The 22034-nt window shown below is 72.2% G+C and carries 23 protein-coding genes; 10 read left to right on the top strand and 13 right to left on the bottom strand.

Annotation, left to right across the window (positions count from 1 at the left end; genetic code table 11):
- The first annotated feature begins 395 nt into the window (after window positions 1-395).
- Window positions 396-3254 carry a DEAD/DEAH box helicase gene (locus ACIGEZ_RS12550; RefSeq protein ID WP_399829461.1) on the top strand — a complete coding sequence of 953 codons (2859 nt, stop codon included), beginning with the start codon at window positions 396-398 and terminating at the stop codon, window positions 3252-3254.
- Window positions 3255-3348: 94 nt separating this feature from the next.
- The gene (locus ACIGEZ_RS12545) at window positions 3349-4296 is read left to right on the top strand and encodes an alpha/beta fold hydrolase (protein ID WP_399829457.1); all 948 of its coding nucleotides are present in this window, start codon (window positions 3349-3351) and stop codon (window positions 4294-4296) included.
- On the opposite strand, the gene ACIGEZ_RS12540 is transcribed toward ACIGEZ_RS12545, so the two are convergent.
- Complete coding sequence (locus ACIGEZ_RS12540; protein ID WP_399829454.1) at window positions 4214-5116, bottom strand: NYN domain-containing protein; 903 nt, start codon at window positions 5114-5116, stop codon at window positions 4214-4216. The two genes, ACIGEZ_RS12545 and ACIGEZ_RS12540, sit on opposite strands and share 83 nt — an antisense overlap.
- Before the next feature lie 145 nt (window positions 5117-5261).
- On the opposite strand from ACIGEZ_RS12540, the gene ACIGEZ_RS12535 reads away from it, so the two are divergent.
- On the top strand, window positions 5262-5414 hold the full coding sequence (locus ACIGEZ_RS12535; RefSeq protein WP_399829452.1) for a hypothetical protein: 153 nt from the start codon (window positions 5262-5264) through the stop codon (window positions 5412-5414).
- A 120-nt stretch (window positions 5415-5534) separates the two neighbouring features.
- On the opposite strand, the gene ACIGEZ_RS12530 is transcribed toward ACIGEZ_RS12535, so the two are convergent.
- From ACIGEZ_RS12530 to ACIGEZ_RS12520, 3 genes are all read right to left on the bottom strand, one after another.
- Window positions 5535-6140, bottom strand: a complete 606-nt coding sequence (locus tag ACIGEZ_RS12530) for a MarC family protein (RefSeq protein WP_399829450.1) — start codon at window positions 6138-6140, stop codon at window positions 5535-5537.
- 137 nt (window positions 6141-6277) lie between these two features.
- A complete protein-coding gene (locus ACIGEZ_RS12525; RefSeq protein ID WP_399829448.1) occupies window positions 6278-7138 on the bottom strand; it encodes a PHP domain-containing protein in 861 nt (286 codons plus the stop codon).
- Between the two features lie 101 nt (window positions 7139-7239).
- Window positions 7240-7878 (bottom strand): DUF6758 family protein, encoded by a 639-nt coding sequence (locus tag ACIGEZ_RS12520; protein ID WP_399829445.1) that lies wholly within the window; start codon window positions 7876-7878, stop codon window positions 7240-7242.
- A gap of 167 nt (window positions 7879-8045) precedes the next feature.
- Here ACIGEZ_RS12520 and ACIGEZ_RS12515 point away from each other — a divergent pair, with 167 nt between their 5' ends.
- Window positions 8046-9335, top strand: coding sequence for an MFS transporter (locus ACIGEZ_RS12515; RefSeq protein ID WP_399829443.1), 1290 nt, complete (start codon window positions 8046-8048; stop codon window positions 9333-9335).
- 82 nt (window positions 9336-9417) lie between these two features.
- On the opposite strand, the gene ACIGEZ_RS12510 is transcribed toward ACIGEZ_RS12515, so the two are convergent.
- Window positions 9418-10002, bottom strand: coding sequence for a suppressor of fused domain protein (locus ACIGEZ_RS12510; protein ID WP_399829440.1), 585 nt, complete (start codon window positions 10000-10002; stop codon window positions 9418-9420).
- A gap of 413 nt (window positions 10003-10415) precedes the next feature.
- Between ACIGEZ_RS12510 and ACIGEZ_RS12505 the strand changes: the two genes are divergently transcribed.
- A complete protein-coding gene (locus ACIGEZ_RS12505; protein ID WP_399829437.1) occupies window positions 10416-11549 on the top strand; it encodes a magnesium and cobalt transport protein CorA in 1134 nt (377 codons plus the stop codon).
- A gap of 47 nt (window positions 11550-11596) precedes the next feature.
- Window positions 11597-12109: a hypothetical protein gene (locus ACIGEZ_RS12500; RefSeq protein WP_399829434.1), complete on the top strand. Its 513-nt coding sequence runs from the start codon at window positions 11597-11599 to the stop codon at window positions 12107-12109.
- 52 nt (window positions 12110-12161) lie between these two features.
- Here the strand turns inward: ACIGEZ_RS12500 and ACIGEZ_RS12495 are convergent, their stop codons facing one another.
- Entirely contained in the window at window positions 12162-12920 is a 759-nt protein-coding gene (locus ACIGEZ_RS12495; RefSeq protein ID WP_399829432.1) for a hypothetical protein, read from the bottom strand.
- A gap of 213 nt (window positions 12921-13133) precedes the next feature.
- Between ACIGEZ_RS12495 and ACIGEZ_RS12490 the strand changes: the two genes are divergently transcribed.
- From ACIGEZ_RS12490 to ACIGEZ_RS12480, 3 genes are read left to right on the top strand one after another with little or no spacing between them, the layout of a single operon-like run.
- Window positions 13134-14402 (top strand): magnesium transporter MgtE N-terminal domain-containing protein, encoded by a 1269-nt coding sequence (locus tag ACIGEZ_RS12490; RefSeq protein ID WP_399829430.1) that lies wholly within the window; start codon window positions 13134-13136, stop codon window positions 14400-14402.
- A complete protein-coding gene (locus ACIGEZ_RS12485) occupies window positions 14395-14991 on the top strand; it encodes a DUF1003 domain-containing protein (RefSeq protein WP_399829428.1) in 597 nt (198 codons plus the stop codon). Before ACIGEZ_RS12490 ends, ACIGEZ_RS12485 begins: the two co-directional genes overlap by 8 nt.
- A 42-nt stretch (window positions 14992-15033) precedes the next feature.
- Window positions 15034-16167 (top strand): Mrp/NBP35 family ATP-binding protein, encoded by a 1134-nt coding sequence (locus ACIGEZ_RS12480; RefSeq protein WP_399829427.1) that lies wholly within the window; start codon window positions 15034-15036, stop codon window positions 16165-16167.
- 54 nt (window positions 16168-16221) lie between these two features.
- On the opposite strand, the gene ACIGEZ_RS12475 is transcribed toward ACIGEZ_RS12480, so the two are convergent.
- The 5 genes from ACIGEZ_RS12475 to sigE form a co-directional block, all read right to left on the bottom strand.
- A complete protein-coding gene (locus tag ACIGEZ_RS12475; RefSeq protein WP_399829425.1) occupies window positions 16222-16824 on the bottom strand; it encodes a hypothetical protein in 603 nt (200 codons plus the stop codon).
- Window positions 16825-16898: 74 nt separating this feature from the next.
- Entirely contained in the window at window positions 16899-17363 is a 465-nt protein-coding gene (locus ACIGEZ_RS12470; protein WP_399829422.1) for a sec-independent translocase, read from the bottom strand.
- A gap of 91 nt (window positions 17364-17454) precedes the next feature.
- Window positions 17455-19155 carry a S1C family serine protease gene (locus ACIGEZ_RS12465; RefSeq protein ID WP_399829420.1) on the bottom strand — a complete coding sequence of 567 codons (1701 nt, stop codon included), beginning with the start codon at window positions 19153-19155 and terminating at the stop codon, window positions 17455-17457.
- Window positions 19156-19237: 82 nt separating this feature from the next.
- The gene (locus tag ACIGEZ_RS12460) at window positions 19238-19930 is read right to left on the bottom strand and encodes an anti-sigma factor family protein (protein ID WP_399829417.1); all 693 of its coding nucleotides are present in this window, start codon (window positions 19928-19930) and stop codon (window positions 19238-19240) included.
- Complete coding sequence (sigE, locus tag ACIGEZ_RS12455) at window positions 19927-20685, bottom strand: RNA polymerase sigma factor SigE (RefSeq protein WP_399829415.1); 759 nt, start codon at window positions 20683-20685, stop codon at window positions 19927-19929. The genes ACIGEZ_RS12460 and sigE overlap by 4 nt, the downstream gene beginning before the upstream one ends.
- 141 nt (window positions 20686-20826) lie before the next feature.
- Here sigE and ACIGEZ_RS12450 point away from each other — a divergent pair, with 141 nt between their 5' ends.
- Window positions 20827-21495, top strand: a complete 669-nt coding sequence (locus ACIGEZ_RS12450) for an O-methyltransferase (protein WP_399829648.1) — start codon at window positions 20827-20829, stop codon at window positions 21493-21495.
- A gap of 120 nt (window positions 21496-21615) precedes the next feature.
- On the opposite strand, the gene ACIGEZ_RS12445 is transcribed toward ACIGEZ_RS12450, so the two are convergent.
- Window positions 21616-21783, bottom strand: a complete 168-nt coding sequence (locus ACIGEZ_RS12445) for a DUF3117 domain-containing protein (protein ID WP_006346801.1) — start codon at window positions 21781-21783, stop codon at window positions 21616-21618.
- Between the two features lie 93 nt (window positions 21784-21876).
- On the bottom strand, window positions 21877-22020 hold the full coding sequence (locus ACIGEZ_RS12440) for a hypothetical protein (protein WP_399829412.1): 144 nt from the start codon (window positions 22018-22020) through the stop codon (window positions 21877-21879).
- Window positions 22021-22034 lie beyond the last annotated feature (14 nt).

Genomic DNA, 22034 nt, shown 5'->3' with positions numbered 1-22034 from the left:
CACATGCGCGATTCCGGGGTACAGTGGTAATGCGCCTGCTGAGTATGCGGACATGCTTTCGCACGTTCGGACGTACCCGGTGGGCCGACTCATGAATGAGGATGCCCGGTCGGTGGCCCGATCGGCTCCGACCCGACAGCCCTTCCGGCGCACCGTCCGAAGGGTCCCTCAGCGGCACGACGCTCGAGCGACGGCAGTGGTCCCGTTCCACCCGGTCACGACCCTCTGGTCGGACCGGAAGTGATCCGGCACGGTAAGACCCCCAGCGTTCGCCTCGCGCCGCGTCTCACAGAAGAGGCAGCACCCTGACTACGTTCCGAGACCTCGGGATTCTTCCCGAGACGGCCGAGGCCCTGGAAGCCGTCGGCATCGTTTCCCCCTTTCCCATCCAGGAGATGACCCTTCCGGTCGCCCTCTCGGGCACCGACGTCATCGGCCAGGCCAAGACCGGCACGGGCAAGACCCTCGGTTTCGGCCTCCCCATCCTGGAGCGCGTCACCGTCCCCGCGGACGTCGAGGCCGGCCGGGCCACGCCCGAGCAGCTGACCGACGCCCCGCAGGCGCTCGTCGTCGTCCCCACCCGCGAGCTGTGCCAGCAGGTCACCAACGACCTGCTGACCGCCGGCAAGGTGCGCAACGTGCGCGTCCTCGCCATCTACGGCGGCCGTGCGTACGAGCCGCAGGTCGAGGCGCTGAAGAAGGGCGTCGACGTGATCGTCGGCACCCCCGGCCGTCTGCTCGACCTGGCCGGCCAGCGCAAGCTCGACCTCTCCCACGTCAAGGCCCTGGTCCTGGACGAGGCCGACGAGATGCTCGACCTGGGCTTCCTGCCCGACGTCGAGAAGATCATCAACATGCTTCCGGCGAAGCGCCAGACCATGCTGTTCTCGGCGACCATGCCGGGCGCCGTCATCGGCCTGGCCCGTCGCTACATGTCGAAGCCCACGCACATCCGCGCCACCTCGCCGGACGACCAGGGCGCGACCCACGCGAACATCACGCAGCGCGTCTACCGCGCCCACTCCATGGACAAGCCGGAGCTGGTCTCCCGCGTCCTGCAGGCCCGCGGCCGCGGCCTCGCGATGATCTTCTGCCGTACGAAGCGCACGGCCGCCGACATCGCCGAGCAGCTGGAGCGCCGCGGCTTCGCCTCCGGCGCGGTCCACGGCGACCTCGGCCAGGGCGCCCGCGAGCAGGCGCTGCGCGCCTTCCGCAACGGCAAGGTCGACGTGCTCGTCGCCACCGACGTCGCCGCGCGCGGCATCGACGTCGAAGGCGTCACCCACGTCATCAACTACCAGTCCCCCGAGGACGAGAAGACCTACCTGCACCGCATCGGCCGCACCGGCCGCGCGGGCGCGAGCGGTACGGCGATCACGCTGGTCGACTGGGACGACATCCCGCGCTGGCAGCTGATCAACAAGGCGCTCGAGCTGGACTTCCACGACCCGGTCGAGACGTACTCCAGCTCGGCGCACCTGTACGCCGAACTGGACATCCCCGAGGGCACCAAGGGCATCCTGCCGCGCGCCGAGCGCACCCGCGCAGGCCTTGACGCCGAGGAGCTCGAGGACCTCGGCGAGCCGGGCGGCCGCGGTGGCCGTGGCGGCCGTGGCCCGAAGCCGGACCGCGAGCGCGAGCGCGCCGAGGAGCGCCCGGCCCGCACCCGCACCCCGCGCCAGCGTCGCCGCACCCGCGGCGGCGAGACCACGCCGGACGCCGCCCCCGTGGCGACCGCCGAGACGGTCGAGACGGTCGAGACGGTCGAGGCCGCGGCGGCCCCGGTCGCCGCCGAGACCGGCACCCGCACCCCGCGCCGCCGTCGCCGCACCCGCGGCACCGGCCAGGCGGGCATCCCGGTGGCCGGCATGAGCACCGGGCCCGCCGAGGCCACCACGGCGCCCGAGGCCACCGAGGCCCCGGCCGCCGAGCCCGTGAGCACCGAGACCCCGGCCGCCGAGCCGCGGACCCGGCGCACCCGCAGCCGCTCGGCCGAGAGCCGTACGGCCGAGGCGGCGACCACCGTCACCGCCGAGGCCCCGGCCGCCGAGCCGAAGCCCGAGGCCACCGACGGCCCCGCCGTCGAGACCCCGGCCGCCGAGCCGCGGACGCGCCGTCCCCGCGGCCGCTCCGCCGGCAGCCGTACGGCCGAGACGGCGACCACCGTCACCGCCGAGGCCCCGGCCGCCGAGCCGAAGCCCGAGGCCACCGAGGCCCCGGCCACCCCGGCTTCCGCCGCTGCTGCGGCGACGGTCGAGGTGCCCGCCGCCGAGGCGAAGTCGCGTCGTCGACGTCCCGCTCGTGGTGCGCGGCCGGAGGCCGCCGCGCCGGTGGCCGCCGCCGCTCCGGTCGGGACTCCGGCTCCGCGGCGTCGGATCCGGCGTCCGGCCGAGGACACCGTGACGTTCCAGACGGTCGAGACGGCCGCCGCGCAGCTCGCCGCCACGCGGCGGACCGCCACGGTGCCGGCCCAGGCCGTCGAGGAGCCCAAGGCCGTCGCCCCGGTGGCCAAGGCGACTCCGGTCGCCAAGGAGACCACGGTCGTCAAGGAGACCTCCGTCCCGGCGCAGGCCGCCGAGCCGGTCGTCGCCGCCGCCGAGACCACCGTCTCCGCCCCCCGGGCCCGGCGCCGCGCCACGCGTCCGGCGACCAGCCCGACGGCGACCGTCGAGGCCCCCGCGGCCCCGGCGGCTCCCGTGGCCGCCCCGGCCGAGGAGGCGCCGGCGCCGCGCCGCCGCGCGACCCGTAAGGCGACCAGCCCGGTGACGTCGACCCCGGTCGCCGAGGCCGTCGTGGTGGTCGAGGCCCCGGTCGAGAAGGTCGCCGCGCCGCGCAAGCGCGCGGCGAAGAAGGCCGCCGAGCCGGTCGAGGCCGTCGCAGCCGTCGAGGCCGAGGCCCCGAAGGCGCCGCGCAAGCGGGCCGCCAGGAAGGCCGTGGCTGTCACCGAGGCGACGGACGCGGTCGAGACCGTCGAGGCGCCGAAGGCTCCCCGCAAGCGAGCGGTCAGGAAGGCCGTCGCCGAGACCGTCGAGACCCCGGTCGAGACCGTCGAGGCCGAGGCGCCCAAGGCCCCGCGCAAGCGGGTGACCAAGAAGGCCGTCGCCGCCGTGGCGCCGGACGCGTCGGAGCCGAAGACGGTGACCCGTCGGCGTACGACGAAGAAGGCGGCCGACGCACCGGCCGACGCCGAGGCTGCCCCGAAGGCCCCGCGCAAGCGGGCCGTGAAGAAGGCCGTCGCCGAGCCCGAGGCGTAACAGCGCGCGGCGCGAGCGCCGCGGCATCACCCTGGCCCGGCCCCTCCCCGAGGGGCCGGGCCAGGGTGCGTACGGGGCCGGTTACAGTCCCTGTATGAGCAAGCCCCGGTCCCTGGCGCTGCCGCCGCGCACCCGTGTCTACCGGCTGACGACCGCGCGGGGCTCCTTCGCCGTCCTCGACACCGCCCCGGCCGGCCCGCGCCGCGGCACCGCGCTGCTGCTGCCCGGCTACACCGGCAGCAAGGAGGACTTCCTCGCGCTGCTCGGCCCGCTCGGCGAGGCCGGCTATCGCGCGGTGGCCGTCGACGGGCGCGGCCAGCACGAGACCCCCGGGCCGCGCGGCCGGGCCGCGTACCGGCGCAAGGCGCTCGCGCTCGACGCGGTGGCCCAGGCCGCGGCGCTCGGCGACGGTCCCGTCCATCTGCTCGGCCACTCCTTCGGCGGCCTGGTGGCCAGGGCGGCCGCCGGGCTCGCGCCGGACGCGTTCGTGTCGCTGACGCTGCTGTCCTCGGGCCCCGGCCGGGTCGCGCGCTCCCAGCGGGTGCGGGTGCGGGCGCTGCGCGGGGCGCTGGCGCTGCTGCCGAAGGAACGGGTGTGGCTGGCGACGCGCTGGCTGGACAGCCGGGGCGAGGAGCCGGGTGCGACCGATCCGCCGGAGATCGTACGGTTCCTGCGCCGCCGCTGGATGACGACCAGGATCGCCCAGTTGTCGGGGGCGGGACGGCTGCTGCTCGGCGACCCGGACGGCACGGCGGCGCTGCTCGCGCTCCCGCTGCCGCTGCACATCGCGTACGGCGACGAGGAGACGGTCTGGCCGGTGCCGGACCTGGCCGCAACGGCCCTGCGGACGGGTGCGCACCACACGGTGGTGGTGGGTGCGGGCCACTCCCCCAACGTGTCGCATCCGGTGGAGCTGGCGGCCGAGTTGACCGCGTTCTGGGAGCGGGCCGCGGACGTCGTCAGTACTGGGTCTGCAGGTGCTGCCAGAAGCCGTCGCGCAGGGCACGGCGCAGTGCGGCGTGGCCGCGCAGGGAACGGCTGAGCAGGCGTTCCGCCTCGACGAGGAGGTCCTGGTCGACGTTGCCCGGCAGGTAGGGGTGGCCGGGGAGGAGTTCCGCGAGCTGGTCGCGTCCGCGTTCGGCGAGCCAGGTGGCGGCGATCTGGGCGCCGACGAAGCGGACTTCGGCGCGTGAGGGCGGGGGTTCGCCCTCGTTCTCGTACAGGGTGACGGGTTTGCGGGTGACGTAGGGGCGGCAGAAGTCGAGGTCGAACGTGCGCTGGCTGTCGACCTCCCACAGCAGCGGTTCGGCCTGGTTGCGGCCCTCGGCGGCCTCGATGCCCCAGAGGTGGACGCGGGCGCCGTAGCCCTGGGCGGCCTCGACGGCGGAGACGAGGTCCTCGTCGCCGCCGACGAGGGCAGCGTCGCTGATGGCGCGGTGGCGGGCGAGGGACTCCAGGTCGGAGCGGATGAGGGAGTCGACGCCCTTCTGCTGGTTGTTGGCGTTGAGGTTGCCGAGGCGGACCTTGACGTCGGGGAGTTCGGCGACGGCCTGCTGCTCGGGGGTGTGGATGCGGCGGCGTGCGCCGTCGTACCAGTAGACGCGCAGCAGCCTGCTGTCCGCGAAGATCGTGCGGGCGGTGTCGATGAAGGCCTCGATCAGGCCCTCGGCGTCGAGGTCGAAGTTGCGCCGGTCCTCGGTGCCCGCCACCAGCAACCCGGCCGCAGCATAGACGTAACCCGCGTCGACGAAGATGGCATGTGTCGAAGGGGTCTTGGCCACTTCGGCCAGCATCCGCTGCAGGAGCTCATTGGTGCGCTCCAGGCGGGCGTCGAGGGCGTGCAACCGGTCGTCGTCGTTCATACGGCCATCATCGCCCTACCGGCCAGTAGTTAGCCATCCGAAAAATTTCCTTAGCGTAGGGAATGTTTGCAGGATGCATGCCGTTGGACCCCTGTGTAACGCAGTTCTCCACCAGGAGGATCAACTCAGACGAAGGGAGAAGCCCGTGCGCTTCGAAATCCTGCGACTCGACGACATCGACGGCACGCCCGTCGACCGGACCGTCGTGGACGCCGCCTCCGTCAACGGGATCGTGCAGCAGGCCGCCTCGGTCGGCCAGCGCATCTGGATCCGGCCGGCCGAGGCCTCGGCCTCGTAACAGCCACACCACTTCCACGCACCGCGCCCCCGCACGGACTCCGCAGCAAGCGGAATCCGTACGGGGGCGCAGTGGTGTCCGGGCGTCCAGGCGTCCGGACGGGCCCGATGGGTCCGGGCGTCAGGCGCCCTGGATCACCTGCGTGACGCCGTTGATGATCTGCTGCACGGCGATGGCCGAGAGCATCATGCCGGCGAGCCGGGTCACGAGGACCACGCCGCCGTCCTTGATGACCCGGATGATCACCAGCGAGTAGCGCATGGTCAGCCACAGCACCACGTGCATGGCGGCGATGGCGGTCCAGACGGAGACCTGGGACGAGACGCTGTCGGCGTGCTGCACGGCCAGGATGACCGACACGATGGCACCGGGCCCGGCCAGCAGCGGCATGCCCAGCGGCACGAGCGCGACGTTGACGTCCTTGGTCTGCTTGGGCTCGTCGGTCTTGCCGGTGAGCAGGTCGAGCGCGATCAGCAGCAGGAGCAGGCCACCCGCGATCATCAGGGCGGGGACGGAGACGTGCAGATAGTCGAGGATCTGCTGGCCGAGGATGCCGAAGACGGTGATGACGCCGAACGCGACGGCCACGGCCTGCCAGGCCATCCGGCGCTGGACCTTGGCCGGGCGACCGGAGGTGAGGGCGAGGAAGATCGGGGTGATCCCGGGGGGATCCATGATCACAAAGAGGGTGAGGAACAGCGAGCCGAAGACGGCGACGTCGAACACGGTGATGGGCCTTGCTGAAAAGGGGTGTACAAGAGCATCCGGAACTGTGCGTTCCGAAGAGAGGGCAGGGGGGATCCTGGATCCAAGATCCTGGATATTGGATCCAATGCCCGGAGGGTGAGTCGCGAGAAGGGCGGTTACGCGCGTCCGCCGGCGCCCGGGACCGGGAAGGCACCCGTCGCGCGGCGGGTGATCTCGCCGTAGATCTCGGGGTCCGTCGTGAAGTCGCCGAGACCGCAGGTCTTGCGGCTGCCGTGGTAGTCGCTGGACCCGGTGGCCAGCAGACCCAGGTCCGCGGCCAGGCCGCGCAGGCGCGCCCGGGTCGGCTCGTCGTGTTCCATGTGGTCGACCTCGATGCCGTCGAGACCGGCCTCGGCGAGCATGGCTATCGCCGACTCGGGCACGCACTCACCGCGCTTGACGGCCAGGGGGTGCGCGAAGACGGTGACGCCGCCGGCCGCCTTGACCAGACGGATCGCCTCGACGGGGTCCAGCTCGTGCTTCTCGACGTACGCCCGGCCGCCGTCGGCCAGCCACTCGGGCGTGAAGGCGCCGGAGACGTCCGGCACGACGCCGAGTTCGACGAGGGCCTCCGCGACATGGGGGCGGCCCACCGAGCCGTCGCCGGCGATCCGCTCGACCTGCTCCCAGGTGGCGGGGACGCCGAGCTCCTGGAGCTTGCCGACCATCGCCCGCGCCCGCGGCACCCGGTCGTCCCTGACCAGCTCGCGCTCGGCGAGGAGGGCGGGCTCCTCGGGATCGAAGAGGTACGCCAGCATGTGCAGGCTCACCCCGTCGAGCCGGCAGGACAGTTCGGCCCCGGTGACCAGGGTCAGCCCCTCGGGCAGCGCGGCGATCGCCTCCGCGTGTCCGCGCGTGGTGTCGTGATCGGTCAGCGCGACCACGTCGAGCCCGGCGGCGGCCGCGTTGCGCACGAGCTCGGCCGGGGTGTCCGTACCGTCCGACGCCGTGGAGTGGCTGTGCAGATCGATGCGCACGACGCGTGACTCCGGGAGGCTCGGGGCGGACTGAGGGGACGCTCCAGCATAACGGGCGAATCGAACACGCCCGTACGGAATCGGGTGCCCCTCGCCCTCCCCTAAGTGAGCAGTCTCGGCGTCAGCGCCCCGCACGGCAGCAGTTCGACCTCCGCGCCCGCGTCCCGCAGGTCGGTCAGGACGAGCTCGTCGTACATCAGCAGGCCTGACTGCTCGGGCCACACGATCGCCCACAGCCACAGCCCGCGCGCCTCGCCCGCGAAGACCGCGCGGTCCTGCGGCGCGCCGTGGACGTGCCAGAGCGGGGTCGGACGGCCGGCGGCGAGCACCTTGACCTGTGGCGGCTTCTCGATGGACATGCCGGGTCCGGGATCGGGTCCGTCGATGCCCGCGTACCGCGCGCCGAGTCCGACGCCGAGCTCCTCCGCGACGAGGAGCAGCTCCCCGATGCCGCCGAGCGGCCCGGGCCCGGAGCAGGCGACGGCGGTCGCGCGTCCGCCACTGCGGTCGTCACCGGCGTACGCGACACCGGTGAAGAGCCATCCGACGGGCAGGGGCCACGGCATCCACACCGGTACGTGAGCCCGGTGCACCACGACACCGAGGGCCTCGACGCTGGGCGGGATCACGGGCTGGAGCGGGTGCACCGAGCCGTGCACGTCGCACTGCCAGGAGTCGGCAAAGAGACCGGGCGCCCTGACCCGGCCACCGCACTTCGGGCAACTGGGTTCGCCCCTCATAGGGCTCAACGGTCCTACCACCGGGGCCTCGCGTCAAGGACGATCACCCGTCCGGCCGGAGAGGTTCACCCCGTCTTCCACATCACCACATAGATGTATCTTGCATTCATTAGATCGTCTAACTTATTCTGTGTATATCGCAACCATCTCTACGCCGAGGAGCGCGCATGCACCGGACGGAAAACCCGCTCGAAGGCCCCCTCGAAGACCCGCTCGAAGACCCGCTCGAAGACCCGCTCGGCGAAGGACCGGCCGGCGGCGGCATCCTGCGCCAGCCCCCGGCCGTCTGGGCCACCGCCGGCGCCTCGGTCGTCGCCTTCATGGGCATCGGCCTGGTCGACCCGATCCTGCCCTCGATCGCCCGGGGCCTGCACGCCACGCCCAGCCAGGTGTCGCTGCTCTTCACCTCGTACTTCCTGATCACCGCCGTCGCGATGCTGGTCACCGGCTTCGTCTCCAGCCGCATCGGCGGCCGCAGGACGCTGCTCGCGGGGCTCGCCCTCGTCGTCCTGTTCGCCGCCCTCGCCGGCACCTCCGACACGGTCGGCCAGCTCGTCGGCTTCCGGGCCGGCTGGGGGCTCGGCAACGCGCTCTTCGTCTCGACCTCGCTCGCCGTCATCGTCGGCGCGGCGGCCGGCGGCAGCGCCGCGGCGATCCTGCTGTACGAGTCGGCGCTCGGCCTCGGCATGGCCTGCGGGCCGCTGCTCGGCGCCGTCCTCGGCGACGTGAGCTGGCGCTACCCGTTCTTCGGCACCGCCGCCCTCATGGCGATCGGCTTCCTGTGCATCACGGCCTTCCTCAAGGAACAGCCGAAGCCCGCGCGCAAGACCTCGCTGCTCGACCCGCTGAAGGCGCTCGGCCACGGCGGTCTCGCCTCGGCGGCCGCGTCGGCGTTCTTCTACAACTACGCGTTCTTCACGGTGCTCGCGTTCACGCCCTTCGTGCTGGACATGACGCCGTACGCATCGGGCGCCGTCTTCTTCGCGTGGGGTGTGCTGCTCGCCGTCTTCTCGGTGCTCGTCGCGCCGCGGCTGCAGCGACGGTTCGGCTCCCTGAAGGTGCTCGGCGGCTCACTGCTGATACTCGCGGCCGACGTCGCGGTCCTCGGCTACGGGAAGCACACCACCGCCGTGGTGTGCACGGTGCTGTCCGGTGCGTTCATCGGCGTCGCCAACACGGTCTTCACCGAGCTGGCACTCGGGGTCTCGGACGCCCCGCGCCCGGTGGCGAGCGCCGGCTACAACTTCGTCCGCTGGTTCGCGGCGGCGGCCGCCCCGTACCTCGCGCCGAAGATCGAGGAGTGGAGCGACATCCACATGCCGTTCGTGGTCGCGGCCGTCGCCGCCGTGATCGGCGCCGGCATCGTGTGGGCCCGCCGCGCCGCCCTCACGCACGAGGCCGGGGAGCTCGCCCCGGAGCACGCGACGGAGGACGGGGTGACGGTCTTCGCCAACTGAGCCCACCTACGGTGCTGTTCAGTCCAGGGCCGACTCAGTCCAGGGCCGGCTCAGTCCAGGCTGGGCTCAGTCCAGGCTGGGCTCAGTCCAGGGTCACGGACCTGCGCAGCGGATCGCGCAGGTCCGTCCCGTTGGCCAGCCAGCGCTCCTCCAGGGCCTGCGCCCCGTGCACCCGCTTCCACGCCGCCTCGTTCGAGGTCATCGGCAGCAGCGGCAGGAAACGCACCGGGTCCATCGGCTCGTCCAGCTCCAGGTCCTCCACCAGGCCGCCCGACTCGGCCACGAGCACCGAGCTGAACGGGGCGCCCGGCCACAGCGGCTCACCCACGTCGAGCGAGGCCCCGGGGGCCACGACCACGCCCTCGACCTGCGGCGTGGCGGCCAGCACCGCGAGCGGGCGCAGCACCTTGTCGGTGTCGGCGAGCCCGCCCCGTACGGACAGGACCAGCTCGGCGCGCGGCCCCTTGACCGGGTCGGCGAGCGCGGCGGTCGGGTCGGCCATCGGCTGTCCGGACATGCCGAGGGTCGCGTAGCGGACCACGTCCCCGTCCACGAAGCGCAGGATCTCGATGCGGTCGGTGCCGAGGAAGGTGACCGCGGCCCGTGCGTCCGGCTCGCCGAGGGCCGTGCGGAGCCGGGCCTCGACCAGAGCAAGAATTTCTCCCATGCGGCGAGCATAAAGCGCGTATCGAACGGGCAAAGTAAGGGATTGACCCTCTGTCGGCTGATAGTCTTGGCCACTGGTCGGGATTCCCGACTGCTCGTCACACGTCATCCCTCACGAGGGACCGGCCGGAGGAGGTGGGACTGCGGTGGATCGAAGTCGATCGGGCAGTACCAAGCGCTCTTCCGACCCGCACCCCAGCCCGGTGCGTTCCTCCCTCCGGTGATCCAGGCCCCGTTCGGGCCCCTCCTCTCCGGCAGCTCGCACGACGGAAGAGCACATCTCTTTGCCTGTCTGTAGCGAACGCCGTCACCGCGATCCTCCGGTGCCGCCCGCTTTGTGGACGACGTAGCACCACGTCCCCATTCCGGGCTGCGCCACGCTCGCCGACGGCCTCTCCGTGAAGGAGCATGCCCATGTCGATGATCCGTGACCTGCGCGCGGCCGTCCGCCCCTCCCTGCGGCACCCGCTGCGCAAGACCAGCACGGCCTCCCCGTACGCCAACTACGACGCCACCCGCGACCCCTCGGCGTCCACCGCCGTCGTCGACTGCGCCGTCTACCGCGACGGCCGCCGGGTCGACGACCGCGCCTGCCTGACGCCGCGCGGCGCGATGCGTCAGGTGCGGGAGAGCGGCGGCTTCGCGTGGATCGGTCTCCACGAGCCGACCGAGGCCGAATTCGCCGGTATCGCCGCCGAGTTCGGGCTGCACCCGCTGGCCGTCGAGGACGCGGTCCACGCCCACCAGCGGCCCAAGCTGGAGCGGTACGACGACACGCTGTTCACCGTCTTCAAGACGATCCACTACGTCGAGCACGCCGAGCTCACCGCCACCAGCGAGGTCGTGGAGACCGGCGAGGTGATGTGCTTCACCGGCCCCGACTTCGTCATCACCGTCCGGCACGGCGGCCAGGGTTCGCTGCGCAACCTCCGCCACCGCCTCCAGGGTGAGCCTGAGCTGCTCGCCAAGGGCCCCTCGGCCGTGCTGCACGCCATCGCCGACCACGTCGTCGACGGCTACATCGCGGTCGCCGACGCCGTCGAGCTCGACATCGACCAGATCGAGATCGACGTCTTCTCGCCGCCCGCCAAGGGGTCCACGCGCGGCGCCGACACCGGCCGGATCTACCAGCTCAAGCGCGAGGTGCTCGAGTTCAAGCGGGCGGTCACACCGCTGCTGCGCCCGATGCAGCTGCTCAGCGAGCGGCCGATGCGGCTGGTCGACCCCGACATCCAGAAGTACTTCCGCGACGTGGCCGACCACCTGGCCCGCGTCCAGGAGCAGGTCGTCGGCTTCGACGAGCTGCTCAACTCGATCCTCCAGGCCAACCTGGCGCAGGCGACCGTCGCGCAGAACGAGGACATGCGCAAGATCACCTCGTGGGCGGCGATCGTCGCCGTCCCCACGGCGGTCTGCGGCGTGTACGGCATGAACTTCGACCACATGCCCGAGCTGCACTGGAAGTACGGCTACCCGATGGTGCTCACCGGCATCATCGCGATCTGTTTCACCATCCACCGCACTCTCAAGCGCAACGGCTGGCTGTAGGCCCGGCGGCCGGTCACCCGGCCCAGGGCTGTCGATAGGCTTCGGCCATGACCGACAAGCAGCTCACCGGCGCCCTCGTCGAGGAGGCCACCAAGAAGTCCGGCCTCATCTGGGTACGGGGCGAGGCCCCTGCCGCCCGGGCGCTGTGGCACGTCTGGCACGACGGCGCCGCGCACGTCGTGGGCGACGGCCCCGGCGAGCAGCCGCTGCCCGGCCTGGTCGACGGCGGTACGGCCGAGGTCACCGTGCGCAGCAAGGACAAGGGCGGCCGGATCGTCGCCTGGACCGCCGCGGTGAGCGAGCTGGCCCCGGGCGGCGAGGCGTGGGAGGCGGCGGTCGCCGAGCTGAAGGGCAAGCGGCTGAACGCCCCCGACGGCGAGGCCATGCCGGGGCGCTGGGCGCGCGAGTGCCGGGTCGTGCGCCTGGAGCCGCGTACGTCCACCACGGAGCTGCCGGACGGCTCGCTGGCCGCCGTGCCGCTGCCGTCGCCGGGGATCACCCGCCGCCCGGTGCCGGCGGCACTGCCGAAGCTGCTCCTCAAGAAGCGCCGGGGGCGCTAGCGGCTGTCTGGCCGATCGGGCCGGATCAGGGCCGGATAGGACCAGGCGGTATCTACGTGCGGGGCAGCTGCTTGCCGTAGTCCAGCGTCTGGTTCTTCGACGGCTCTGCGAGCGGGAAGTCCTTGTCCCACTCGGAGAGCATCACGACGCCCGCGCCGCCGCCGCGCGCGAAGCGCAGCGGGAACGGGGTGCCCTCCAGGGCGACGTCGAGCGAGCCGCCCTCGCCGTCCTCGCCGCCCTTGACGTTGACGGTGCGGATGCCGCCGATCTTGTCCCGGTCGCCCTTGACGACGTCGCCCTGCAGTCCGATCAGCCCGTCGAGGAGCAGCCCCATGTCGGTGAAGCCGCGCAGCTGCTTGTACGAGGGGTCGTCCTGCGGCACCTTCACGTACATGTCGTCGAGCTTGTCGGCGGCCTCGGAGCCGGCCTCGGTGGGCTCGTCGGTCGAGGGTTCCTCGGGGTCCCAGAAGCCGGCGTCGGCCTTGAGGTAGAGCGCGTCGCCGACGCGCAGCAGCTCGAAGGTGCTGTTCTTCGTGGTCACCGAGCCTGCGGCGCCGTCCTGCTTGAGCCGCATGTTCAGCTTGTACGTGCCGCCCTTGCTGACCAGGGTGCCCGCGAGGCGTACCGCCTTGGCGCCGTCCGCCGCGGACTGGGCCTGCTCCTCGATGGCGGCCGGGGAGAGCTTGCCGACGCCGTTGGTGCCCTCGTCCGGGTCGCCGGCGCAGGCGGTCAGCGGGGACGCCAGACCCACGCAGAGCGCCAGCGGCAGGGCGACCCTGCGGATGCGCGAGGACGGGGGGAGAACGGTCACCTGGGCTGCCTCTCGTGTCGGTGGGGGGACGGGGCCTTAAGGAGCCTGGGCCGGTGGGGAAACGGCAGACCGCAGCGTACCCGGGCGAGGCGACGGGTCCGCAGGCAGCCGGACGGGCGCTCTGCCGAAGCGGGGCAGGGCTGCACGGGCTAGCCTGAACCCGGCAAAGCTCGGCAATGACCCGAATCGTGCGGCATCGAGGAGGCGCGTGGCATGGCGGCAGGCGCCCCCCGGATCTTCGTCTCGCACCTCGCCGGGGTGCCCGTCTTCGACCCCGTGGGCGACCAGGTGGGCCGGGTCAGCGACCTGGTGGCCATGCTGCGGGTGGGCCGGCGGCCGCCGCGGCTGCTCGGCATGGTGGTGGAGGTGCTCTCCCGCCGCCGGGTGTTCGTGCCCATGACGCGGATCACGGGGGTCGAGTCGGGGCAGGTCATCACCACCGGCGTGGTCAACATGCGCCGCTTCGACAAGCGCCCCACCGAGCGTCTCGTCCTCGGCGAGCTCCTCGACCGGCGGGTCAGGCTGGTGGACTCGGACGAGGAGGTCACGGTCCTCGACGTGGCCATCCAGCAGCTGCCGGCCCGCCGCGACTGGGAGATCGACAAGGTCTTCGTACGGCGTGGGAAGGGCGGGGCACTGCGCCGCAAGGGCGAGACGCTGACCGTGGAGTGGTCGGCCGTCACCGGCTTCTCCCTGGAGGAGCACGGGCAGGGCGCCGAGAACCTCGTCGCGACCTTCGAGAAGCTGCGCCCCGCCGACCTCGCCAACGTGCTGCACCACCTCTCCCCCAAGCGCCGGGCGGAGGTCGCCGCGGCCCTCGACGACGACCGGCTCGCCGACGTCCTGGAGGAGCTGCCGGAGGACGACCAGGTCGAGATCCTGGGCAAGCTGAAGGAGGAGCGGGCGGCCGACGTACTGGAGGCGATGGACCCGGACGACGCGGCCGACCTGCTGTCCGAGCTGCCGGAGGAGGACAAGGAGCGGCTGCTCACCCTGATGCAGCCGGAGGACGCGGCCGATGTGCGCCGGCTCATGGCGTACGAGGAGCGCACGGCGGGCGGTCTGATGACCACGGAGCCGATCGTGCTGCGCCCGGACGCCACGGTGGCCGACGCCCTCGCCCGGGTGCGCCAGCAGGACCTGTCCCCGGCGCTCGCGGCACAGGTGTACGTGTGCCGGCCGCCGGACGAGACGCCGACGGGCAAGTACCTGGGCACGGTGCACTTCCAGCGGCTGCTGCGCGATCCGCCGTTCACGCTGGTGAGCGCGCTCGTGGACAGTGATCTACCGCCGCTGGGCCCGGACACGCCACTGCCGGCCGTCACCAGCTATTTCGCCGCGTACAACCTGGTCGCGGCCCCGGTGGTGGACGAGAGCGGTTCGCTGCTCGGCGCGGTGACGGTCGACGACGTGCTCGACCACCTGCTGCCGGACGACTGGCGCGAGACGGAGTTCCACGAGGAGGGGGTGCACGGTGGCTGAGCGCACGCAGGAGCGGGACCGCGAGCGGGAACGGGAGCGGGAGCGGACGCTGCCGCGGATCCGGCTCGACCAGCCGCGGATCCGGCGCCCCCGGCTGCTGCCGGAGTACGACCCCGAGGCGTTCGGGCGGCTGTCGGAGCGGATCGCCCGCTTCCTGGGGACGGGGCGGTTCATCGTCTGGATGACGGTCACCATCATCGCCTGGGTGGTGTGGAACGTCTCCGCGCCGGACTCCTTGCGTTTCGACACCTATCCGTTCATCTTCCTGACCCTGATGCTGTCCCTGCAGGCCTCGTACGCGGCGCCGCTGATCCTGCTGGCGCAGAACCGGCAGGACGACCGGGACCGGGTCAACCTCGAACAGGACCGCAAGCAGAACGAGCGCTCGATCGCGGACACCGAATACCTGACGCGGGAGATCGCGGCGCTGCGCATGGGCCTGGGCGAGGTCGCCACGCGCGACTGGATGCGCTCGGAGCTCCAGGACCTGCTCAAGGAGCTGGAGGACCGGCAGGACGGGCGGCATGGAGAGCGCCGCGATCTATTCCCGGGCGGCGGTTCCCGCGGGAGTGACGTACCCGACCGTTGACAGGCTTTCATCCGCCGGTGGTCGTCGCCGTACCATCTGTCTATGGCTACGGAAGACGCGGTGCGCGAAGCACTGGCGACGGTGAACGACCCGGAGATCAACAAACCGATCACTGACCTGGGCATGGTCAAGTCGGTGGAGATCGGATCCGACGGCAGGGTCGCCGTCACGGTCTATCTGACGGTCTCCGGCTGTCCGATGCGCGACACCATCACCCAGCGGGTGACCGACGCCGTGTCCCGCGTCGAGGGCGTCACGGGCGTCGACGTCACGCTGGACGTGATGAGCGACGAGCAGCGCAAGGAGCTCGCGTCGGCGCTGCGCGGCACGACCGCGGAGCGCGAGGTGCCCTTCGCCAAGCCCGGCTCGCTGACCCGTGTGTACGCGGTCGCGTCCGGCAAGGGCGGTGTCGGCAAGTCCTCGGTGACGGTCAACCTGGCGGCGGCGATGGCGGCCGACGGTCTGAAGGTCGGTGTCGTCGACGCGGACATCTACGGCCACAGCGTGCCGCGGATGCTGGGCGCGGACGGCCGTCCGACCCAGGTCGAGAACATGATCATGCCGCCGTCGGCGAACGGCGTGAAGGTCATCTCCATCGGCATGTTCACCCCGGGCAACGCGCCGGTGGTGTGGCGTGGCCCGATGCTGCACCGCGCGCTCCAGCAGTTCCTCGCCGACGTGTACTGGGGCGACCTGGACGTCCTGCTGCTCGACCTGCCGCCGGGCACCGGCGACATCGCGATCTCGGTCGCGCAGCTGGTGCCGAACGCGGAGATCCTGGTGGTCACCACCCCGCAGCAGGCGGCGGCCGAGGTCGCCGAGCGGGCCGGTTCGATCGCCGTGCAGACCCACCAGAAGATCGTCGGCGTGGTCGAGAACATGTCGGGCCTGCCGTGCCCGCACTGCGACGAGATGGTCGACGTGTTCGGCACCGGCGGTGGCCAGAAGGTCGCCGACGGCCTGACGAAGACCACCGGCGCGACCGTTCCGGTCCTGGGCTCGATCCCGATCGACGTACGGCTGCGCGAGGGCGGCGACGAGGGCAGGCCGGTCGTCCTGTCCGACCCGGACTCGCCGGCGGGCGCGGCCCTGCGCACCATCGCGGGCAAGCTGGGCGGCCGCCAGCGCGGCCTGTCGGGCATGAGCCTGGGGATCACCCCGCGCAACAAGTTCTGATCCGCGACGAAGGGCGCCCCGCAGGTCCGCGGGGCGCCCTTCGTCATGTCGCCGTCAGGTGTACGCGCCCAGGTCCTTGACCACGGCGAAGCCGAGCCCGTACGCGCTCATCCCCCGCCCGTACGCGCCGATGTGCACGCCCGGCGCCGAGCCGGCCAGGACCCAGCCGAACTCGGACTCGCGGTAGTGGAACGGCACGGGCGCGCCGTCCACGGGCAGCGAGAGCGTCGACCAGGCGGGGCCTTCGAGGTCGTCGGCGAGTTCGAACGCGGTCTCCGTCTGCTGGTCGAGCCAGTCGTCACGGCGCATGTGGTCGAGCTGCGCGGGCCAGGTGTGGGCCAGCAGGCCGGAGCCGGCCAGCCAGGCCGCGGAGGAGACGGTGGTGGCGTCCAGGACGCCCGTGCCGTCGCCGGTGCGGCGTACCGGGTTCGCGGCGACGGTCACGACGACCGCGAACCGCTCCTTCTCCGCCGCGCCCGCCTCGGACTTTATCGACGGCTCGTCACCGTGGCCCATGAAGCCGTACTGGACGGTGCCGTCCGCCGCCGTGCCGATCTGCATCAGCCGGCGCGGCCCGGTGAACGCCTCGTCGAGTCCGTACCAGGCGAAGGGTGCCCGTAGAAACCCGTCGGCTTCCACCCGGCTCGTGGTCTTCATCTCGGCCGCCTCCTCGTTGCGTCAACAGAGGGAGGATAGCCACCAACGCGCAGTGGGTCGGTGACAGGCCGTCGTCAGGTGGCGTCGGAGTCGTACGGCGGGCGCTCGCCGGTGTCCGGCTTGTCCTGCTTCTTCACGAGGTCGGGCGAGCCGTTGACAGCGGCCGGAACCGAGGAGGCGGCGGCGGACGGCGCCGCCGACGACGAGGATTCCCGGCCGTGGACGGCGTCGGCGACCTCGTTCATCTCCTTCTTGAGGTCGAAGGTGGAGCCGAGCTCCTTCAGGTCCCTCAGGTCCTCGTTCTCCGCGAGCTGCTTGCGGATGAAGTTCTTGGGGTTGAGGTCCTCGAACTCGAAGTCCTTGAACTCCGGGCCGAGTTCGCTGCGGATGTCCGCCTTGGCGCTGTCCGAGAACTCGCGGACCTTGCGGATGAACCGGGACACGTCCTGGATCACCTTCGGCAGTTTCTCCGGGCCGAAGATGAGCACGGCCAGCACCACGAGGGTCACCAGCTCGAGTGCACCTATGTCGCTGAACACCCTGTAGCTCCTTTATGCCGGTCCCGGGCCCGCTCCACGGTACCCGCCGAAACCGCCTGGCGGGTACCTCGTGGTGTCCTCCACATGGCGCCTAGACGCCGGTGGAGGAACCGAGCGTCAACGTCTTGGTCTGCTCTTTGCCGTCGCGGGTCAGGGTGAGCTTGAGGCGGTCGCCGGGACGGTGGGCGCGGATCTTCACTATGAGTTCCTCGCCGCTGTGCACGCGCTGGCCGTCGACCTTGGTGATGACGTCGCCGGGGCGGATGCCGGCCTGGGCGGCCGGGCCGCCGGCGGTGACGGACGCGGAGCCGTCCTTGCCCTTGGCGCCGACCCGGGCGCCGTCGCCGGTGTACTGCATGTCGAGGCTCACACCGATGACCGGGTGGGTGGCCTTGCCGGTGTTGATGAGTTCCTCGGCGACCCGCTTGCCCTGGTTGATGGGGATGGCGAAGCCGAGCCCGATGGAGCCGGACTGGCCGCCACCGCCCTCGCCCGAGCCGCCGCCGGCGGCGCGGATGGCGCTGTTGATGCCGATGACGCGGCCCTTGGAGTCGAGCAGCGGGCCGCCGGAGTTGCCGGGGTTTATCGGCGCGTCGGTCTGCAGGGCGTCGACGTAGCTGATGTCGGTGCCGTCGCCCTTCTCGCCGCCGGCGGTGATCGGCCGCTCCTTGGCGCTGATGATGCCGGAGGTGACGGTGTTGGACAGGTCGAAGGGGGCGCCGATCGCGACGACCGGGTCGCCGACGTGGACGGCGTCGGAGTTGCCGAGCGGCACCGGCTTGAGTCCGGAGACGCCGGTGACCTGGATCACGGCGAGGTCGTAGCCGCTGTCGCGGCCGATGAGCTTGGCGCGGGCGGACTCGCCGTTGCTGAAGGTGACGGAGATCTCGCCGGAGGAGGCGGCCGCGTCGACGACGTGGTTGTTGGTGAGGATGTGGCCGCGGGTGTCGAGCACGAAGCCGGTGCCGGTGCCGGAGGAGCCGCTGCCGCTGACGTGGATGGTCACGACGCCGGGCAGGGCGCTCGCGGCGATGCCGGCGACGCTGTCGGGGGCGCGGCCGGAGTCCTCGGAGCCGGACTGGGGCAGCTCGACGGTGGTGAGCCCGCCGTTGCGTTCGATGTACGCGCCGACGCCGCCGCCGACGACACCGGTGACCAGGGCGAACGCCAGGGCTCCGACGAGCGCGAGGCCGCGCCGCGGCTTCTTCGGCTTCATGGCGGCCGGGGTGACGGGCGGGATGATCGGCGCGGCCGGTCCGGCGGGCGCGGCGGCCCACGGGTCGTACGCGGGTGCCACCGCCATCGGCCGCTGCACCGGCGGAGCGGGCGCCCAGGGGCCCGGCTCGCCGTAGGGCGGCGTCCGGTAGGGGTCGGGGGCGTGCAGGGGCTGCGGCGCCTGCTGCGGCGGCTCCGGCTGGTGCTGCGGCGGTACGGGGGTGGGCTCGGGCACCACGTCCGGCACGGGCGCGGCGGGCTCGGGCGCGGGCACGGCCGCTACGGGCGCGGCGGGCTCCGGCTCGGGCTCGGGCGCCACGCGCTCGGCGGCCTCGGCGGCCTCCGGCTCGGCCGCCTCCGGCGTGGGCGCCGGGGCCTGGTCCCGGGGCTGCTCGTGCACCGCGGCCGGGGCTTCCACGGGTGCCGGAGCGGCCAGCGTGAAGTCCGAGTCCGTGTCCGGGGCCGCTTGCGTCGCCGGGTCCGGCGCCGTGGCCACCGCCGGGGCCGGGGGCGGCTCAGGCGGTGGTGTCGCTGTCGTCGACGGCCGGCTCCACCACGTCGGCTTCCCGTTGTTCATGCTCTCCCCGCAACAGATGACCTGTCCGCACCCACCGTTCGGTCGGGCGCGCCCCTGCCCCTGGATTCAACCAGGTCGTCCGTCAGGGGTGGGAGGGGCTGGGGGCAGGGGCGATCGTCGGGCCGGGTGCGGGCTCGTAGGAGAGCCGGAGCGCGGGGGCCGCCGGGCGTATGAACGGGGACAGCTCCAGGCGGGCCGGCACCACCGTGGCGGGCGCGGCTTCCTGGGGCTGCTGTTCGCGGCGCGAGCCCGACGCGAAGGTCGCCGGCGCGCGCAGCGGGGTCACGTTGTTGCCGTTGCCCTGGCCGCGTGCCCCTTCGAGGGGCAGGGTGCCGCCCAGGGCGATGGCGGCGAACGACACGGCGCTGGCCGCGGCGAAGGCGAAGCGCCGGCCGCGCCCGGAGGAGCGGTCGCCGACCTCGTGGATGCGGAAGCCGGAGTGCGGGGTGACCGCGGCGGCGGTGGCGAAGCCGTCGGAGCTCACGCCTCCTTCGCGCAGGAGGTCGCCGAATGGCCCCCCCGGGTCAGTCGGTCCCCCCGGCAGCCCCTGGAGGCGTGCCAGGAGACCTTCGGAGGGGGCGGGGGGCGCGCTGGCGGCGAAGACGCTCTTCAGGCTGCGCTGGGCGTCCGCCTCGGCCTTGCATCGGGGGCAGGTCGCGAGGTGGGCGAGGACCCGCTCGCGGGCGTCGTGACCGAGCTCGCCGTCGATGAGCGCGGTGAGCCGGTCCCCGAGGTGCTGTTCCGCGGGGGTCGGTGACGGACTGGTGCCACTCACGCGGTTCCGCCCTCCCAGCCGACGGCGGCGAGCGCCCGCTCCGCGCGCGCCTCGGGCGAGCGGTGCTTGAGCGCCTTGCGCAGGTGGGAGCGGCCGCGGTGGATGCGGCTGCGGACGGTGCCGAGCTTCACGCCGAGGGTCGCGGCGATCTCCTCGTACGACAGGCCCTCGATGTCGCACAGCACGACCGCGGCACGGAACTCGGGCGCGAGGGTGTCCAGGGCCTGCTGGACGTCGGCGTCGAAGTGCGTGTCGTTGAACGCCTGCTGCGGGGACGGCTCGCGGCTGGGCAGCCGCTCGGCGGCGTCGTCGGCGAGCGCGTCGAAGCGGATGCGCTGCTTGCGGCGGACCATGTCGAGGAACAGGTTGGTGGTGATGCGGTGCAGCCAGCCCTCGAAGGTGCCCGGCGTGTACGAGGACAGCGAGCGGAAGACGCGGACGAAGACCTCCTGGGTGAGGTCCTCGGCGTCGTGCTGGTTGCCCGTGAGGCGGTAGGCGAGGCGATAGACCCGGGCACTGTGCGTGCTGACGATCTCCTCCCAGCTGGGCGGAGTCCACGCCTGCGATTCCGCATCCGATGCGAAGGTCGCGGTGGTGGGTGCGGAGTCGGCGGTGCGGGAACGGTCAGCGGTGTCAATCACGGATTTCGGCTCACCTGCCGATCTGAGAAGACGCCGAAGCACTCCTCCCCGATCCACAGGCGCAGCCGCACCTCCCCTGTCGGCTCTGGTGGTGTCCAGTGGAGCCCCTACCATAGCCACCTCGCCCGTTAGCTCCGGATAAGAATCTTTACGCGAATTTGGGGCCGGCTCGCGCCGTCGCCCTCCTCGCTTCCTGTCCGTAGGAACGCGCGGTCCCATCTGCGGGTTCCCACACGCAGCGGATACAGTCGACGCCTGCGTCAACTACGGGGACAGGAGAGGGCCATTACCGCCAACCGGCAGACGAGCTGGGCGTTCGCCGACGCCTTTGTCGCCGAGGACGAAGCGCTGCACTGGGCCCGTGACCGGGCCCGGGAGGCAGGGCTGCCCTCGGTGTCGCCGGGCACCGGTGCCACCCTGCGCCTGCTGGCCGCCGCGGCGGACGCCAAGGCGGTGGCGGAGATCGGTACGGGCACGGGCGTGTCCGGGATCTATCTGCTGCTCGGGATGCGCCCGGACGGGGTGCTGACCACCGTGGACGTGGAGCCGGAGCGGCAGGCGCACGCGAAGGCGGCGTTCCGCGCGGCGGGTTTCGCCGGGAACCGGGCGCGGTTCATCCCGGGGCGCGCGCTGGACGTGCTGCCGCGGCTCGCGGACGGCGGGTACGACCTGGTCTTCTGCGACGGCGACCGGCTGGAGTCCCTGGACTATCTCGCTGAATCGTTGCGCCTGCTGCGACCTGGCGGTCTGGTCTGCTTCGAGGGTGTCTTCGCGGACGGCCGCACGGTGGACTCGGCGGCCCAGCCGGCCGAGGTGCAGCGGATACGCGAGCTGCTGCGCACGGTGCGGGAGAGCCAGGAGCTGCTGCCGACGCTGCTGCCGGTGGGCGACGGCCTGCTGTGCGCGGTCCGCAGGGGCGTCTGAGCGCGTCCCGTCCGGGATCCCCCCGGTGCACCGCCCGTACGGGGTCCCCCCGGTACACCGCTGCCCCGGCGCGGTGGGTACCGTACCGGGGCAGAAGTGGAAAAACGTGACTGGGGCTTGTCAGCCGACGACCTGCTTCAGGGCGTCGCCAAGCGCCTCGGCCTCGTCCGGGGTCAGCTCGACGACGAGCCGGCCGCCGCCTTCGAGCGGAACGCGCATGACGATGCCCCGCCCCTCCTTGGTCACCTCGAGCGGGCCGTCACCCGTCCGCGGCTTCATGGCCGCCATGCTCGTTCCCCTTCCTGAAACCAGCTCACACTAAGCATCGAACACGATTGCTTCCCGGTCATTATCCCGCATCAGAGGACCCGATGACCAACATCAGGTGGCATCGCTTCCGCAACGCACTTTCACAAAACCGCATATTTCGCCGATCCACCTGCGATACTTCGCCGCCGCGGCTCGGTCGCGGGCCGGAGATTCTTTGACGCAGGTCACATGTGCGGAGCGGATGATCTCCGCCATGCTGGGGGTCCTCC

The sequence above is a fragment of the Streptomyces sp. NPDC085481 genome, from assembly GCF_044541845.1.
In the GTDB taxonomy this organism is placed as follows: Bacteria; Actinomycetota; Actinomycetes; order Streptomycetales; family Streptomycetaceae; genus Streptomyces.
This window is presented reverse-complemented; position numbering and strand designations above follow the sequence as displayed.